Raw genomic sequence first — 17,310 nt, 5'->3', positions numbered from 1 at the left:
CGCAAAAGAGTATTCAGACCAATACAGTAACTCACGTAAACATCTGGTCATATTTCAGAAGCTCAGCTGAATCTTAATGTATGCCCGACGCCCTCTTGGATCGCCAGTTCTGGGGTCATAGCTGCCCGCAATACTCACGAAGGGTGGATCTTCGTCAGTCGCATTGACGATTCCTGCAATAAGCCGAGTTTCGGAGTCATCTCTGATAACCTCGCCGAGATTTACACTGTATTGCAAATCAAGAGTATTGAAAGAGCCAATAGACTCCCCACTGACGTCGTTTTCATAGCTGGCAACATGACGCAGGTATACGTTGGCACTATGCTCACCATCAGACCAGTTCAGACCTATGCTTCCCCTTAAACGTGGTGCCGGATTGCCCACCGTATTTCGGTTGAGCTGGCCCAGTCCATCGCTGGTGTTACCAGATGCATCCATCAAATCGTAGCTCAGCAAATAGGTGGCTTTAAGTTGTGGCCTGAAATCCCCCATATCGGTGCGATAAAGGGTGGTGGCGCTGATGTCCAAACCAGAAGTATCAATGGCCTCTGCATTGATGAATTTGGTATTGACGATGGAAATAGTGCCGGCAGAGGTGCGGATCACTCGGCTTGGGTCATTAGGATTGGCATTGACCACTGCCTGGTGACTCTCTCGTGTTAGCACATCCTCAAAAGAAAAGTCCCAATAGTCTACATCCACAGACAACTCATCAACGGAGAATGACAAACCAAGATTAACCGCCTGCGAGGTTTCTGGCACCAAATCAGGATCACCCACAGTTCTGTTGCCACCAAAGGTTGTGGACCCATCTTCGGGGTCGGTTATGTTCGCAAAGTTTGTCTGTACCCCCTGAAGTTGATGCACAGATGGCGCCCTGAAAGAAGTACTATAGGTGCCCCTGAACGAAAACATGTCATTGGCCAGCCACAAGAAGGAAACCTTAGGGTTGGTGGTGTCACCGCCAAATTCGCCATAATCCTCGTAACGTATAGCCGCGCCTATTTCTAAGTCGAGTGTCACAGGCACAAGTACTTCAGCAAACAGCGCTTTTACGTCTCGTTCTCCATAAAAGTTCTGGTTACCAATCAAAAAGGCAAAACTATCTTGCTGAGTGAATGAATCGTAGACATTGTTGATAGATTCATCACGATATTGCATACCAAGCGCGTACCCTACATCTCCTCCGCCCATCTCAAACAAAGATTCACCGGTTATGACCATTTCATAAACGCGCATTTCTGATTCAGCATCGCCGATGTAGTCACCGATAATGTAGTCTCTCAGTCGTTCATTGTCCGGGTCATTCGGATCAAAAGGATTGAAATAGAAACACTCGCCCTGCCCAGCCTGAGATGCTCCGCTGCACTTTGTCCCGCCGAAACCATGTAAGGCAGCCTGGAAGTTATCTGTGATCACGTCTCTGGGGTTCAGTATGGCGTCGTTCGCAGCCGCAACAAAAGAAAACTGCCAGTAAATGCCTTCGGTGATTTCACCATCTCCGCCTATCGCAAAGCGCGATGTAGTATGGTCGTAGTAATTGATTTCGGTCGGTTTTCCAACACCGTAAGGGCGGCCTCTGAAGAAAATATCTTCGCCATAAGGGTTGTCAGGATGGCTGGCCAGTACGCTGGGCGCATTAAGCACGGGAAAGCTGGGCGACACTTCTCGCGTTATTTTATTTCTGGCGTAACCAAACTCAGCCCATAAGCGTGTGGTATCGCTCCAGTCCCAGGATGCGCGAGCGTAGGCTTGTAGCCTGTCTTCATTGGGTACTGCGGTTATCTGAGGTCCAAAATCGAACAAACAAAACGAATTACCATTTGACCCTTCAGAGAAGATCCCTCCATTTTTTTCACAGTTTGGGTCTGCCACCGTCAAACCATTGGGGTTGTTCTCGTCGGCAAGAGAGGGAATAACAAAACTGCCGGGATTACCGAAACTGCTGGTTGCAGGCTGTAACCAATCTACTTCGTCGAGTAATAAGCTGGAACGCTCAAGAAAACTGACGGCAAAGAGCATATGCCCCGTGTCGCCAACATAACCACCATGCGCAAAGTCTATTTTGGTGTCATCCTGATCTCCATCGCTCCAGCGCGTACGATACTCATACTGGATCTCTGTGCCCTCCATATCATCACGGGTGATGAAATTCACAACCCCCGCAACGGCATCTGAGCCGTATATAGCAGATGCGCCATCTTTGAGTATTTCGACTCGTTTAATTGCCAGGGTTGGCACCAGTGAGGCGGTATCAACAAAGCTTGCACCCTGATCGGTTACCACCGCGGATGTGACCTGTCTGATGCCGTTTAGCAGCACCAGCGTAGATGATACACCCAGTCCCCGGAGGTTGACGTTCGAGGTGCCTGCTGTAAAGTTCTGCGACAAATTATCTGAGTTGTTTTGCGAGCCGGCATTAAACGGCAAAACTTCTATAAGATCCCTGACATTATTGGCGCCAATATCCGTCAGGTCACTCAGCTCTGTACTCGATATAGGAGATGCACTCTGTGACTGGACAGAGCGTTTAATCCGCGATCCCGTTACTGTGATAGTCTCGATGGCGCTTTGGTCTTTATCTTGGACATCAGTTGGCTGCTCAGCCACGGCCAGAGCCGGGCATAGTAGTATAGGCAGGGCCCGCAACAGCAGAGATGGGGCTCTGAGCGAGGAGTTGCACATGATTTCACCTTATTATTTCTGACGGTAAAGTTCTCAAGTGCTATATATCCCTGGAGTACGACAGCTACCAACTCGCTGACACGTCTCGCCAGTGTAAGGCTTTCGCTCTGCTGCTATCAGCGATACAAGTGTCTTAGTAATACACTTACATCAGATAAGTAGTCAGAAGTACTCGCCCTTGATATGGCAAAACACTAGACACGAAGTGGTATCGCTCCTACAGCATTTTATATTGCTGTGTTAAGCATAGCCCGAGATTTCAAAGTCATGGTAAAACTATGCGGTTTTTTTACCCAATACGGCCGACTAAGCGCGAGCGTGCCTGGCCAATTTTCCCAGGCACGTCTAATTACCTCTTTTCGTCTATTTACTTACACGAAGCGTATAGCTGCCTGCGCCTGAGTAGGAATAGACCACAAAGCGATAATAACCAGATGATGCGTTGTAATTGATCGACTCCGTGGAACTGGGTGATTCGGAAATGGCAACCTGTTGCCAACGGCCATTGCTCCACTTCTCTATTTTCAAATCAAAATCGGCACTCGCCGGGCCACTTAGCGACAAACCAATGGTGCCACCCCCATACTGAAACCAGGTGCCATTCGGCTCTATCGCACTTTGCTTATCACTCAAGGTGCCGGTGTAAGTATCCGGTTCAGGTTGTGTGGTCGATTCGATAGTGAAAGAGATGGTTTGTGCCGGATCGGAAATGTCACGGATCCTGAGTCCGGAGTCACTGCCATTCCACCACAGCGCATTGGTACCACGAGACGTTTGTGCATTAGGTAAAGCCTGGGTAAATTCTCCCGCCACATCGAATAAGTCGCTGCCATCACCACGATTGCGTTTGTATTCCGGGTCCCGATTGCCGTCACCATGCTCCATCTGAATATACGGATACCATTCATTGGAGTTACTCCCTCGACTGTCTACGTGCCACACAGCCAGTCCCTGATCGAGTTGTTCAGAGTTTTGCCCTGACTTGTGTATGGCTTCGATGTAAAACGCTTCGTTACTGTTGGCCGGATTCGTCCATTTATAAGAAGTGCCGCTGTCTGAGGTATGACTTAACCGGCCCGAAGGCGCATTGGCATTAATCGCGGGATTTAATTCTGTTACTGTGTCCCAACCAGCAATGGCTCTGAAGTGCGCCACTGGCGGCGTTGGTTTATAGCGATTGGTTGTGCCAATTGCGCCATATCCCATCACTCCAAAGCTGGCAACGGAGCCCTCCGAGCTGCCATCATAATCATACAAGTCTGGCCAGTTGGTAATTAAGTGACCCGATTCATGGACAAACGTGCCTATCGCGAGGCTGGCGCGCATATCAGTGATCTGGTAGCGATCGGTACAAACGCCATCGGCACAAAAACGCGGACTAAGTCTTGCCATATGAGGCCACAAGCCCTTTGACCAGGCACTGTCCGAGTTGCCTGCATAGAAGATATTCAGACCACGAATTTGATTACTGCTGTTGGTGGTCAGCTGAGAAAAATCAAACCCCTGCTGATATTCTAGCCATTGTAATGCTTCATTGATCAGCTCCTGAGAGCGGACCGTCGAGCTGAGGCTGGAGTCGGCATAATATGCTTTGTTCTTTTTCGCGGTGTAATACTGTGTCACCGTGTTGGTGTAATCCAGCTTGTCGCCTGATACAGATCGAAAATAGCCCCTCACCGACTGCGCATTACCAAACTCATTGTAATTTAAGTCGTTTAAAAAGCGCTCTACCTGCGCTTTGGAAATGGTGCCGCGCTCATCCGGAAAGTCGATGATAATCGTCAGCCCTTTCACCTGACCGCTGATCTCTTCTGCCCCCTGAGTGCGAATCATGGACGAGTGAGAGAGTTTATCGCTGCCGAGCATTTGCGCGCGTTTTGATGCCACTAACGCAGCTTTTGCGGCGTCACTGAGACCTGCCTGTGGTTCACTGACAGACAGGCGTTGGATAGAGTGCTGACTTTCAACTAATCGACCGGTTGAAACCAAAGTAGTGCCATCCGCGCTGACCTTCGCATAAGCCATACCTTTGAGCGTTTCATCGAAAACCACCAAACGACCGTCCGCGGTCCTTTGCTCTGCATAGTAATCATTACCTTGCAGGTATAAGGTCACAATCTGACCATCCGGCTGAGTAAATTGGTAACTCGTATTATTGTAGGGGATTGCAGCCTGAACCAGTGCGGTCACAGTAACCGCACTGATAGCCAATAAAGCGTGTAGTGTTCGCATAATTAAGTTCCTTTACATGTGTAATAGCCCCTTCCATATCAGGTTTGATATGAAATTGGGAACTTAATTATTAACCATATTTTTACAACTTATCAAATTTAAATTTTTATTACCAAAACGCTGCCACCCTATTTTGACCGGGTGTACTTTCAGCCTGACCACACCAACGTCGTAACGAAATCCTTGCAGTAACTGGCTTATCATTTTGCTCGGGTCGCTGTTTTTCCTTTGCCGCAGACCAGGCGTCGGCAATGGCTTTATTTGCCAGTAACTGAACATAAAGATCGATAGAAGGTGTTAGTTCTGAATTGATCAGTGTCGGCATTGAGGCCATTAATTTGTCCCGCATATCCGATTGCAGTACCCGTGATTCAACCACTGTATCGAATACCGCCAGTTGCCACCGATAGAAGTCATTGAACACGGCCTGTCCACTGGCATTTATCTGAGTCGCGACGGATGTTTTAAAGCGCATAAACCCACCCCAGTCGCGTAAATGAATTTGTGTATTCAGTAAATTCAGGCCTGTACCAGCAGCATGACCAAATTGTTCAGTTTCTGAGTGAAATAAAAATGCCCGGATATACATCAGCTGGGCATTTCGATAGCTACTACTATCAAAATACAGATTACCCAGGTTGTTCTTAATGTTTGCAATGATCTCTCTGTCATCTGAGAGCATCATGGCTTCTTTCAGTATACCTGTGGCCTTTTTATGCTGACCTGTAAACCGGTAAACCACCGCCAGATTGTTCGCAATCCGGGCGTACTGCTTATCATCTGTTACATAATTCAATGCACACTCGTTAAGCAGCTGCGCATACTGGTAGTCGTGCATACGCCTGTGGTATACGGCTAAAGAGCCAATGACATGGATGTGTTCTCCATGCAGATAACTTTGCCACTGATCTTGATTCAGTTGACTGATGATACCCGATACAGATGCAGCGTCATGTGAGCGTACACTCGACTCCAATCCGGCAAGATAAACTTGCAATAGCCCTTTACTGGGTTCCTCAGGCAGTTTGTCATACACCTCCCGGAATAAGGTGACCGCCTGAGTTGGATTTTTGTCATTCAGGTCTTTCAGTTGGTTTAACGTTTTGAACAATTCCGCAGGTGTTAAAGTGACGGCGGCAGAAAACAACAAGCTTGTGAGCATATATCAAAGACACCTAATTGCAATCTTGTTAAGCATGGTACAGATACAATTAATATACCAGAGAACATACAGATCTATGATTGGCTACCATTAATGCAATTCGGTCAAAAAACGCCCCAAAACACACACAAAAAAAATACAATTGTTAATAAAATAACCCAACGAAAATTTACCCACAAAAGAACCAAATCAGGAAACTCATAATTTTATTGGTAAAAAATAGACAAAAAACCACGATATAAAAATATTAATATGAAAAATCTCATTTATGTGTTTACATTTGGAAAACACTGCGATAGCATGAAGTCGTTCCTTAGGGCATGGCTTATCACACGAGTCATTCCAAATGAACTCCCGAGAAGTAGAGCTTACCAACAAGGATGTTGGTTTATTGGGTATTTCCTGGCACAGTTTTGTTGCTATTGGAGGTTGGGCAGGATGTTTCCTGCCTTTTTTTTTGCCTGTAACCTTGTACTTGCCAAACTGACTTACTTTTGGGTAAATTTAGTAAAAATAGTACAGCGACCACTTATGACACTCAGACTACCTCACTCCGTACTCGTCGTCATCTACACTACTCAAAACGAATTTTTACTGTTACAACGCGCAGATGATCCCAGTTTCTGGCAATCTGTGACGGGCGGCGTTGATCCCGGAGAGTTACCGATTGAGACGGCTTACAGGGAGTTACTCGAAGAAACAGGCATTGATGCAAAGGCGCTTGGGGTGACTATCAAAGATCATCAAAAGTGCAATCAATACACCATCAGAGAACAGTGGCGACACAGATATGTGGCAGGTGCCACAGTCAATACTGAGTATGTATTCAGTGTATGTGTGCCGAGTGGTTGCGAAGTACGGCTGGCGCCAGGGGAGCATCTGGCTTATCGTTGGCTCACCCAGCAACAAGCGGCTGAGCAAGCCTGGTCAACCAGTAACAGTCAGGAAATTTTATCAATTGAACTGGTTTAGTTTATCTATTGAGCAGGTTTAAATAGCAGCGTCTGCCAGGTGACAGAGGCCCTGCCCTGCGCATCCTCTTCCGGTTCAGTTACCTCCAGGCAATGCAAGTCTGCCTTTTGTGCGATATCAAGCAGATAATCTACCGAGCAATTTTGCATTCCGCGCACTTTAAGCGCTTCCTCATCGTCACAGTGGCGTAGCTTGATAGCCAGCAAGCCATGCGGGTTCAGCAAAGTCCGTAAGGTTAACATCGCCTGCTGGCCAGAACTGGACTGCAAATAGTTAAACACCGAACTGACCAAAATCACATCGAATGCAGCATGGTTCTTGCGTACTTTGTACAAACAGGGCAGCTCATCCTGATACCAGTTAACCGGCATATCGCGGGTATAAGCTTGCCCTAAACGGTTCAATGAACATACAGGCTCTACCGCAACCACTTCTGCATTTTCTGCCTGCTCAGCAAAGAACCGGGCATCTCTGCCAGCGCCGGCACCGATATCCAGGAACTTCAGACCTGCTTCAGACATCAATGGCGTCACAAATTTTAGCCAGGAAGCATGTAGCAGCTCAAAGCGATATGATTGATACACTTTAGCGAGTTGTAATGCATTGTCTTCGTAATATTGCATAGGCATAGATGCTAGGCTCCAACCAATTTTAATTGTTCCTGATACAACGCCATCATAGACAATAATAAAGGCACAATTATGACAATTTGGTTAAATATGGCTTTGGTTCAGTCAAGATTAACGCTTTGATTTAGAGACAAAAACGTATACATTGGTTGCCATATAAAAGGGGCAGTTCTGGGTGTTCCTCATAACTAATAGCATGTAACCGGCATGGATTAGACCAGCTCAGAACTCCCCCGTTTTTGCAGCCCGTTGCCTGCGTCAGGGATCCATTACACTAGGAGTTTTTATGTCACTAGATTGTTTACAGACCCCGTGTCTATTGCTGGATAAGCAAAAGCTACTGAACAATATTAATCGGCTAAATAAACAGCTGACGCGCTTTAATGTGACCTCGCGGCCACACCTCAAAACCCTGAAATCGGTAGATGCTGCTCGGTATATGCTGGGTGATCTGTCCGCGCCCTGCACGGTTTCGACGCTGCAAGAAGCACGACAGTTTGCTCAGGCGGGTTGCAAAGACATCACTTATGCGGTGGGGATCAGTGAACACAAATTGCCTGAAATACTGGACCTGCAAAACCAGGGGGTCACCCTGCATATTATTATGGACAGCTTCGAGCAGGCGCAATTTGTCCATGCATTTTGTCGGGAAAATGATTGCCAGCTAAGCTGCCTGATCGAAATTGACTGTGACGGCAAGCGGGCCGGCATAAAACCGGATGATCCACAGCTCATTGCCATTGCTAAAATTCTGCAAAGCGCAGGACTGTTTAGTGGTATCCTGACCCATGCCGGCGGTGCCTATGACTGCCGCAGCCTGGACGAAATTCGGGCAATGGCACAGCAAGAGCAAGCAGCCGTGCGCGATGCTGCCAGTAAACTACAGAGGCACCAAATCAGCTGTGACGTTATTAGCGTAGGCTCCACACCGACTGCACTGCTGGGTGAAGGGTTTGACCAAGTCACCGAAGTTCGTGCTGGCGTTTACGCTAGTATGGATCTTGTTATGGCTGACCTTGGCGTATGCCAGCCAGAGGACATCGCCTTAAGCGTCCTTACCAGAGTGATTGGCCACAATAAGGAAAAGAACTGGCTGATCCTGGACGCGGGCTGGATGGCCTTATCACGCGACCTTGGCCTGGCACCTCAGCAAAATGGTTACGGCCGGGTATGTGATGAAACCGGCGACGTCTTACCCGGGCTGTATGTCAACAGTGCTAATCAGGAGCATGGCATTGTGGCCCTGCCCGAAGGCCTGGACCTCAGTCATTTTACCATTGGCACCTTACTGCGCATATTGCCAAACCACGCCTGTGCCACCGCCGCGCAACATGCGGGGTATCAGGTGATCTCGGATGACGAAATGGACTACTGGCCACGATTTGGCGGCTGGTAATGGTCCACATTCAGCATTGTTGCTATAGTACAGACACGGAGATAAAGAAGGAATAAACATGGACCCTATCACGCTCATTCTCAACTACCTCCTCACTGTTGAGGCCTTTTTACTGATTTTTATCATTTTTGTACTCAAAGGTAGCATTAAGTTCGTTCCGCAGAACCGCGCCTGGATAGTTGAGAGGTTTGGTAAATACCAGTCCACCAAAGAAGCCGGTTTGAACTTTATTGTGCCTTTTATCGATCAGGTCTCTGCCGATCGCAGCCTTAAAGAACAAGCCGTCGATGTGCCTTCACAGTCTGCCATCACCCGCGACAATATCTCTTTAATTGTGGACGGCGTGCTGTACTTTCGAGTACTGGACCCCTACAAAGCGACCTATGGCGTCGACGATTACATCTTCGCCGTGACTCAGCTGGCGCAAACCACCATGCGTAGTGAGCTGGGCAAAATGGAGCTGGATAAAACCTTTGAAGAGCGCGATATGCTCAACACCAATATTGTCTCTGCCATCAATGCCGCATCCGACCCCTGGGGCATTCAGGTGCTCAGATATGAGATCAAAGACATAGTGCCACCCAACTCAGTAATGGAAGCCATGGAAGCGCAAATGAAAGCTGAGCGGGTTAAGCGTGCACAGATTTTGGAGTCGGAAGGCGACAGACAGGCCGCCATCAACGTGGCTGAGGGTAAAAAGCAAGCTCAGGTACTGGCCGCAGAGGCAGAAAAAGCCGAGCAGATCCTCAAAGCAGAAGGTGAAGCAAAAGCCATTATCGCAGTCGCAGAGGCGCAAGCGGATGCACTGAGAAAAGTCGGTGAAGCCGCCAACACCGAAGAAGGCCAAAAAGCCATTCAGCTCGACCTGGCCAGCAAAGCCATTGTTGCCAAAGAAGCCATTGCCCGCGAGTCATCCGTGGTCTTGTTGCCTGAAAGCGGCACCGATCCCAGCTCTTTGGTGGCACAGGGCATGTCGATCATCAACAGCCTGAACAAAAAGCAAAAGGAGCAGTCGTGACCCTGTTTGTTGAACACCTGAGCCAGATCCTGATTGTACTCGGGCTGCTGGCTTTAATCATAGAAGTCGCCGTACTGGGCTTTGCCACCTTTGTGCTGTTTTTCCTCGGCCTATCACTGGTCCTGAGTGGCCTGATGATGTCGGTGGGACTACTGGACGCAACGCTCATGAATGCACTGTGGGTCAATGCGGTATTAACAGCCGCTTTGGCAGGCGCACTGTGGCAACCGCTCAAACGTATGCAGGCTAAAACGCAAAGCACAGAAGTAAACAGCGACTTTGCCGACATCACCTTGGTACTCAGCGATGACCTTAATGAGCAAAGCCAGCTCACCCATGCCTACTCAGGGATCACCTGGCAGCTAAAAAGCGAAACGCCTATTGCAAAAGGCACCACGGTCAAAGTGGTCAAGAAAAGTGTTGGGGTACTGTGGGTGGAAGCGCTGAGTACGTCAAGTTAAACAGCAAACGAGTTTTTGTTACGCACCCGACGCTTTGTTCAGGTTGGGTTGCGATACCCAACTAACACAGGCAACGACCAATCCGCATTGCCTCAAAACAGCCACCTTTAACTTCAACAAACCGTGTTAGTATAAGAAGTGTCTGATATTGGCTGACTTCCAATCCTCCCAACCATTACAGCTAGTTGGAACATCATTACCATCAAACCATACATGCCCCATGTCCGTGTTTGTAGACTTAGCATACAGCAACATAGACAGTAATGCGTTGCAAGTTTGCGCGCTCGTTGTGTACGGAGTACCAGATACAGACCATTCTGCATTTGTATTGCAGATAAACACAGCTTTATTCATTGAACTCAGCTTGAGCATTACTCTGTCCGGCGCATGGAGTCCAATTTTGTCTACAGTGCCAGAACATTGAAGCGTTCCAGCAAATGATAAAAACGGAAACGCTAGTAGAATAAATAACATTCTTTTCATGATGGGTCCTTTGTAAAATCGAATACTCGCTTGGATGGCTGAGTAGCTGATGATGCTTGCACAGAATCAATAATAGTGACGGCTGTCAGAGACTTTTCTAATGATACACTCTATATTTCAGTTACAGTGAGTTCAGCGCTTGTTAAAATCGCGGTTAGTTTGACATAAGGATTTCCTCACTAATAGTTTTTTCTTTATTAAAAAGATACCCAGCCCAAAACTTGTGCGCCAGAGCTTTGCTGGTTTTACGGTTGGGTGTCCATGCTTTTCTTGATACGCTATGTAAAGGTGTATTTTTGTATATCAAGTGGCACACCTCTTTATTTATAAAAATAAATCAATGACTTACAACCATCTATAAAAGTCAAAATCGCACTTTGTCAGTAGTCTAGATAGCATGCCATTGAATTTTATAACTTTTACTGGTTTAAGAAGGGTTAAAATGTCAGTAAGCCAGCAGTTTTGGGAACAGATGACAGGACATCGACAATTTTACCCCCTACAGCCCTTGTACGACGCGGCCTCAATCCGCTATAGTACCGGAAGCCCCGACTTTAGAGGCTGAGAGCCGCCCGGAAAAAGCACCGCTTTTTCAGGCTCGAAGGTGAGGCCCTGGACGGCCGAACTGGTAGGCGCTTCATGGATGAATCAACGATGCCGTTGTTGAAATGATTGGCTAAGTAACCCCGACTTTAGAGGGGATTGAGACTCACGTTTTTTTGTTAAACGGCGTAGGTACTCAGTACCGGAAGCCCCGACTTTAGAGGGGATTGAGACAAAACCTTTCGTAATTAGATCGTTTCCCATCTCAGTACCGGAAGCCCCGACTTTAGAGGCTGAGAGCCGCCCGGAAAAAGCACCGCTTTTTCAGGCTCGAAGGTGAGGCCCTGGATGGCCGAACTGGTCGGCGCTTCATGGATGAATCAACGATGCAGCTGTTGAAATGATTGGCTAAGTAGCCCCGACTTTAGAGGGGATTGAGACGCTGTGATGTCAGCGATAGCTTGTTCGACTTTAGTACCGGAAGCCCCGACTTTAGGGGGATTGAGACAAGTGCTTGTGTTGACAGAAGTGCAGCAGTTAATGTACCGGAAGCCCCGACTTTAGAGGGGATTGAGACGATTAAGCTCATTTAAAGTTGCCATTTTTTTCTCGTACCGGTGGCCCCGACTTTAAAGGGGATTGAGACCGTACGTTTGCAAGGTTATCCTGTGTTAAACTCGTACCGGAACCCCCAACTTTAGAGGGGATTGTGTAGTGGCATAGTATTAAAAAGACACCCAGCCCAAAACTTGTGCGCCAGCTTTGCTGGTTTTACAATTGGGTGTCCATGCTTTTCCCTTGAATTTTATACCTTTTACTGGTTTAAGAAGGGTTAAAATGTCAGTAAGTCAGCAGTTTTGGGAACAGCCGACAGGACATCGACAATTTTACCCCCTACAGCCCTTGTACGACGCGGCCTCGATCCGCTATAGTACCGGAAGCCCCGACTTTAGAGGGGATTGAGACAGATAGGTCGGTATTTGTTAACGGGTTGAATTTGTACCGGAAGCCCCGACTTTAGAGGCTGAGAGCCGCCCGGAAAAAGCACTGCTTTTTCAGGCTCGAAGGTGAGGCCCTGGACGGCCGAACTGGTTGGCGCTTCATGGATGAATCAACGATGCCGTTGTTGAACTTTTTGGTGAAATGACCCCGACTTTAGAGGGGATTGAGACAACGTTTTTCAAAATTTACTTCTAAGATAGCTCTGTACCGGTGACCCCGACTTTAGAGGGGATTGAGACTTGACGTTCTCCATTATGTCCATCTTAAGATTGTACCGGTGACCCCGACTTTAGAGGGGATTGAGACTTATTGCGGACTCTTCCATACTAATCTCCATTTGTACCGGTGACCCCGACTTTAGAGGGGATTGAGACAAAAAAGCCGCAAACTTTAATAATGTCCATTTAGGTACCGGAAGCCCCGACTTTAGAGGGGATTGAGACTCATGTAATTCATATGCCCTATTTCCATCTACAGGTACCGGAAGCCCCGACTTTATACCATTTTGACTAATTAACTGGTCAGATTTATCCAGTCCCTGAAGCACAATGATTTCACCCTGTCAGCACATGAGATAAACGCATTCCATGCTTCGCTGACCTGATCCAGAATGTCATCGTAGTTTGCAAAGGTTCTGTTTGATAACTTATGTTGTCTGAGCCAACTCCACACTTGTTCTATGGGGTTTAACTCTGGAGAATAAGGTGGCAGCCTAATGATCACTACATTCTCCAGGCCTTTTACCAAACCATCTTTGAAGTGCCAGGCTGCGCGATCCATGACGACCACAGCCATTCTTCCTGGTTGAGTCCTTTGTGATATTTGCTCCAGGTGAGAATACATGACTTCTTTATTCACTATAGGTGAGATGAGTGCTTCTGTTTCACCAGTTTTTGGACACACTGCACCAAATAGATAGGCATATTCGAATTGTTGCTGCTTTACAACTCTTGGACGTGAGCCTTTTTCAGCCCAAACTTTTGTTGTCGAAGTTTGCTGACCAAATCGTGCTTCGTCCTGAAACCACACATCAATGCGTTCAGGAAGCAGGTGTCCCGGGGTGTGAAGGATCGTTTCCAGCTCGAAGTTTTTTAAAAGCTTCTTGGTGAGCCTGGTTTCCTTTAGGGTGGATTGACCGGCTGCTGATCCATGAGAAGTTTTGTCTTTTCAACAATCTGTGAACAGCTGATAACTCGTACTCAATGTGAAAAGACTCAGATATATACTGCTGAATATCTTCTAATGTTAGCCGACCACCTTCCGTGCGGTCTATAGAGTCGAGTACATATGCTTTAAGCTGCTTCAGTTGTGCACCATCCAGTTTGCAAGGACGGCCCGAGCGAGGCAGGTCTTCCAGGCCCTCTAATCCATAATCGAGATAGTCTTTGACCCATTTGTTTACGCTAGTACGACTGACCTTTAAATATTCAGCAATCTGATAGCGAGATTTACCTTCAAAGAAATGAGCCAGTGCGAGTATACGCACTTTCTTTCTTGGGTCTTTAGTCTGTTTGGAGAGCTTAATAAATTCAGAGGGCTGCAAAATCACTATCACAACGATGAAAATTGGATTTTGATATTAGATCATAAATTTAATCAAATTGGTATTAGAGGGGGTTGAGACGCCATGATTGCGTTTTCGACTTCGAGATATGATGTACCGGAAGCCCCGACTTTAGAGAGGATTGAGACTTTTCAGATATTTGTTTCATCTGTCCTTGTTGTGTACCGGAAGCCCCGACTTTAGAGGCTGAGAGCCGCTCGGAAAAAGCACCGCTTTTTCAGGCTCGAAGGTGAGGCCCTGGATGGCCGAACTGGTTGGCGCTTCATGGATGAATCAACAATGCCGTTGTTGAAATGATTAGCTAAGTAACCCCGACTTTAGAGGGGATTGAGACGAAGGGACTTTTACAATCTGAACCTCAGGAGCTGTACCGGTGACCCCGACTTTAGAGGCTGAGAGCCGCCCGGAAAAAGCACTGCTTTTTCAGGCTCGAAGGTGAGGCCCTGGACGGCCGAACTGGTTAGCGCTTCATGGACGAATCAACGATGCCGTTGTCGAACTGTTTGGTGAAATGGCCCCGACTTTAGAGGGGATTGAGACAAACCCCTCAACCCTGCTCAAAATTTGTGCGACAGAGCTTTGCTGGTTTTACGGTTGGGTGTCCATGCTTTTCTTTCCGTAGCCTAGATAGCATACCATTGAATTTTATACCTTTTACTGGTTTAAGAAGGGTTAAAATGTCAGTAAGTTTGCAGTTTTGGGAACAGCCGACAGGACATCGACAATTTTACCCCCTACAGCCCTTGTACGACGCGGCCTCGATCCGCTATAGTACCGGAAGCCCCGACTTTAGAGGGGATTGAGACATTGTTTTATGTTTTGAATGTATGTTTTTGTAGTGTACCGGAAGCCCCGACTTTAGAGGGGATTGAGACAAAATTTTTCTTATTTTTTTGTTTTCCATATATTAAGTACCGGAAGCCCCGACTTTAGAGGGGATTGAGACAAGAGTTGATTTAGCCATCTTGGTCGCTCCTTTGTACCGGAAGCCCCGACTTTAGAGGGGATTGAGACTCTATGAATAATTCCATTTTGAAGCCCTCAAATGTACCGGAAGCCCCGACTTTAGAGGGGATTGAGACTTCATAGTTTTTCCTTAATGGTAAAAAAATAAAAGTACCGGAGGCCCCAACTTTAGAGGGGATTGAGACTCATTTTGGTCTTCCATCTCAAATCTCCTTTAATTTGTACCGGAAGCCCCGACTTTAGAGGGGATTGAGACATGTCTATTACATAGGTTTCCTCACTAGAGTTAGGTACTGGTAGCCCCGACTTTAGAGGCTGAGAGCCGCCCGGAAAAAGCACCGCTTTTTCAGGCTCGAAGGTGAGGCCCTGGACGGCCGAACTGGTTAGCGCTTCATGGATGAATCAACGATGCCGTTGTCGAACTGTTTGGTGAAATGACCCCGACTTTAGAGGGGATTGAGACATGGGCAAATACTTGCTATTTTTGATACCGACATGTACCGGTGACCCCGACTTTAGAGGCTGAGAGTCGCCCGGAAAAAGCACCGCTTTTTCAGGCTCGATGAGTGAAAATCATGCGTTTTAAAAAGCACCGCTTTTTGCATGATTTGAACACTGGAGGCAGGACGCCGTAAGCCAGTTTTGGTATTTTGCAGGGAAAGCAAAATAGTAAAACAGGCCCTGGATGGCCGAACTGGTTGGCGCTTCATGGATGAATCAACGATGCCGTTGTCGAACTGTTTGGTGAAATGGCCCCGACTTTAGAGGGGATTGAGACAAACCCCTCAACCCTGCTCAAAATTTGTGCGACAAAGCTTTGCTGGTTTTACGGTTGGGTGTCCATGCTTTTCTTTCCAATACTAGTTTTATAATTGGGTGTCCGCGCTTTTCTATAAGAAGGGTTAAAATGTCAGTAAGTCAGCAGTTTTGGGAACAGACGACAGAACATCGACATTTTTACCCCCTGCAGCCCTTGTACGACGCGGCCTCGATCCGCTATAGTACCGGTGACCTCGACTTTAGAGGGGATTGAGACCTTTTCTTTCATTGTATTTTCCTTTTTTGCTTTTGTACCGGTGACCTCGACTTTAGAGGGGATTGAGACACTGAGCCAACTGTTGCATCCAAAGTCACAACTTGGTACCGGTGACCCCGACTTTAGAGGGGATTGAGACATTATGAACGCTATTAGCATAGCGGCCTCCTTTTTGTACCGGTGACCCCGACTTTAGAGGGGATTGAGACTTCATAGTGGTGTACATAATCTTTCCTTTTTTGGTTACCGGTGGCCCCGACTTTGGAGGGGATTGAGACAAGACTCTGTTTTCAGAAGAGGCCATATCATAAGTACCGGAAGCCCCGCCTTTGGAGGGGATTGAGACACGCTGAAGTTGTGGCTATACGCCTCAATGATCAGTACCGGAAGCCCCGACTTTAGAGGGGATTGAGACGCGGGCCCTGTAGTGGCATAGTGAATCCAACCACCTGAATAGCGGTGTTAAAATACACCTCAGATTCAGCCCGTTTACCCAAACGCAGTGAGCACAACTGACCAAACAAACCATCATTGCACCGATAAACTCCACCACGTAAAAACAAGGAATAACATGCACGTAAGACCCGCAGAACAAAAGGATTTAGATACCCTCAGCCAGATTTGTTTAGAATCATTTGATTGTGCCCTAGCCGATACCTTACCCGCAGCTGGTCGGGATACCTTTAAGGCAATCGCCGCTCCTGCTGCGATTGCGGCGCGGCTGACGGAGGATAACCAGATATTGGTGGCTGAAATTGCAGGCAAGCCTGTTGGTATGCTTGAGCTAAAGGCGGGTCGTCATATTGCCATGTTGTTTGTTACTCCTGCTCAGCAACATCAGGGCGTTGGCAAAGCCCTGATTAATGCGGCATTTGAACTGGCCACTGAGCAGAGCGTTACGGTTTCGGCTTCGCTGCCATCGGTGGGGGCTTATCAAAAGTATGGTTTTGAGCTGGCCGGAGAGGTTGCCGAGTCTGGCGGCCTGGTTTATCAGCCCATGGAAGCCTCGCTGCCATAACATTCCTTTTATACCGTCTGATAAACACCCAAGCCTTTCACCCAAGGTGCCTCAGCCGTGATAAATGCGCCAATCAGTGGTCGTTTTTATTGATCATTCACTACACTGTAAGTTCGGTACGTGAAGTGAGATGTAATATGTTT

General features: G+C 47.4%; 11 protein-coding genes and 3 CRISPR repeat arrays. Of the genes, 5 read left to right on the top strand and 6 right to left on the bottom strand.

The window, feature by feature from the left end:
- Window positions 1-54 precede the first annotated feature (54 nt).
- The 3 genes from ELR70_RS00790 to ELR70_RS00780 form a co-directional block, all read right to left on the bottom strand.
- Window positions 55-2,685 (bottom strand): TonB-dependent receptor, encoded by a 2,631-nt coding sequence (locus ELR70_RS00790; RefSeq protein ID WP_054017193.1) that lies wholly within the window; start codon window positions 2,683-2,685, stop codon window positions 55-57.
- Between the two features lie 363 nt (window positions 2,686-3,048).
- Window positions 3,049-4,917, bottom strand: coding sequence for a M6 family metalloprotease domain-containing protein (locus ELR70_RS00785; protein ID WP_054017192.1), 1,869 nt, complete (start codon window positions 4,915-4,917; stop codon window positions 3,049-3,051).
- Window positions 4,918-5,026: 109 nt separating this feature from the next.
- Window positions 5,027-6,079, bottom strand: a complete 1,053-nt coding sequence (locus tag ELR70_RS00780) for a tetratricopeptide repeat protein (protein WP_054017191.1) — start codon at window positions 6,077-6,079, stop codon at window positions 5,027-5,029.
- A 531-nt stretch (window positions 6,080-6,610) separates the two neighbouring features.
- Here ELR70_RS00780 and nudB point away from each other — a divergent pair.
- Window positions 6,611-7,051, top strand: coding sequence for a dihydroneopterin triphosphate diphosphatase (gene nudB / locus ELR70_RS00775; protein WP_054017227.1), 441 nt, complete (start codon window positions 6,611-6,613; stop codon window positions 7,049-7,051).
- A 5-nt stretch (window positions 7,052-7,056) separates the two neighbouring features.
- Here nudB and ELR70_RS00770 read toward each other — a convergent pair whose 3' ends face one another.
- Window positions 7,057-7,680, bottom strand: coding sequence for a class I SAM-dependent methyltransferase (locus ELR70_RS00770; RefSeq protein ID WP_054017190.1), 624 nt, complete (start codon window positions 7,678-7,680; stop codon window positions 7,057-7,059).
- Between the two features lie 286 nt (window positions 7,681-7,966).
- On the opposite strand from ELR70_RS00770, the gene ELR70_RS00765 reads away from it, so the two are divergent.
- The 3 genes from ELR70_RS00765 to ELR70_RS00755 are packed head-to-tail and all read left to right on the top strand — an operon-like array spanning window position 7,967 to window position 10,555.
- Complete coding sequence (locus ELR70_RS00765) at window positions 7,967-9,076, top strand: alanine racemase (RefSeq protein ID WP_054017189.1); 1,110 nt, start codon at window positions 7,967-7,969, stop codon at window positions 9,074-9,076.
- A 58-nt stretch (window positions 9,077-9,134) separates the two neighbouring features.
- A complete protein-coding gene (locus ELR70_RS00760; RefSeq protein WP_054017188.1) occupies window positions 9,135-10,094 on the top strand; it encodes a slipin family protein in 960 nt (319 codons plus the stop codon).
- Complete coding sequence (locus tag ELR70_RS00755; RefSeq protein ID WP_054017187.1) at window positions 10,091-10,555, top strand: activity regulator of membrane protease YbbK; 465 nt, start codon at window positions 10,091-10,093, stop codon at window positions 10,553-10,555. The genes ELR70_RS00760 and ELR70_RS00755 overlap by 4 nt, the downstream gene beginning before the upstream one ends.
- Before the next feature lie 126 nt (window positions 10,556-10,681).
- Here the strand turns inward: ELR70_RS00755 and ELR70_RS00750 are convergent, their stop codons facing one another.
- Together ELR70_RS00750 and ELR70_RS00745 are read right to left on the bottom strand one after the other, a co-directional pair.
- Entirely contained in the window at window positions 10,682-11,038 is a 357-nt protein-coding gene (locus ELR70_RS00750; protein ID WP_054017186.1) for a hypothetical protein, read from the bottom strand.
- A gap of 1,680 nt (window positions 11,039-12,718) precedes the next feature.
- Window positions 12,719-13,095: a CRISPR direct-repeat array (repeat unit 26 nt; unit sequence ACCCCGACTTTAGAGGGGATTGAGAC).
- Window position 13,096: 1 nt separating this feature from the next.
- Window positions 13,097-14,126, bottom strand: a protein-coding gene (locus ELR70_RS00745; RefSeq protein WP_128064426.1) for an IS630 family transposase whose coding sequence is annotated in 2 segments (ribosomal slippage) — window positions 13,097-13,675 and window positions 13,677-14,126 — 1,029 coding nt in all. Because the reading frame shifts where the segments join, the coding sequence is not laid out codon by codon here.
- A 792-nt stretch (window positions 14,127-14,918) separates the two neighbouring features.
- Window positions 14,919-15,438: a CRISPR direct-repeat array (repeat unit 35 nt; unit sequence GTACCGGAAGCCCCGACTTTAGAGGGGATTGAGAC).
- A 689-nt stretch (window positions 15,439-16,127) separates the two neighbouring features.
- Window positions 16,128-16,564: a CRISPR direct-repeat array (repeat unit 22 nt; unit sequence CGACTTTAGAGGGGATTGAGAC).
- Between the two features lie 156 nt (window positions 16,565-16,720).
- On the opposite strand from ELR70_RS00745, the gene ELR70_RS00740 reads away from it, so the two are divergent.
- Window positions 16,721-17,167: a GNAT family N-acetyltransferase gene (locus tag ELR70_RS00740; RefSeq protein WP_054013261.1), complete on the top strand. Its 447-nt coding sequence runs from the start codon at window positions 16,721-16,723 to the stop codon at window positions 17,165-17,167.
- Window positions 17,168-17,310: the final 143 nt, after the last annotated feature.

The sequence above is a fragment of the Pseudoalteromonas sp. R3 genome, assembly GCF_004014715.1.
Taxonomy (GTDB): domain Bacteria; phylum Pseudomonadota; class Gammaproteobacteria; order Enterobacterales; family Alteromonadaceae; genus Pseudoalteromonas.
Note: the sequence above shows the minus strand (reverse complement) of the source record. Positions and strands in the feature narration are given on the sequence as shown.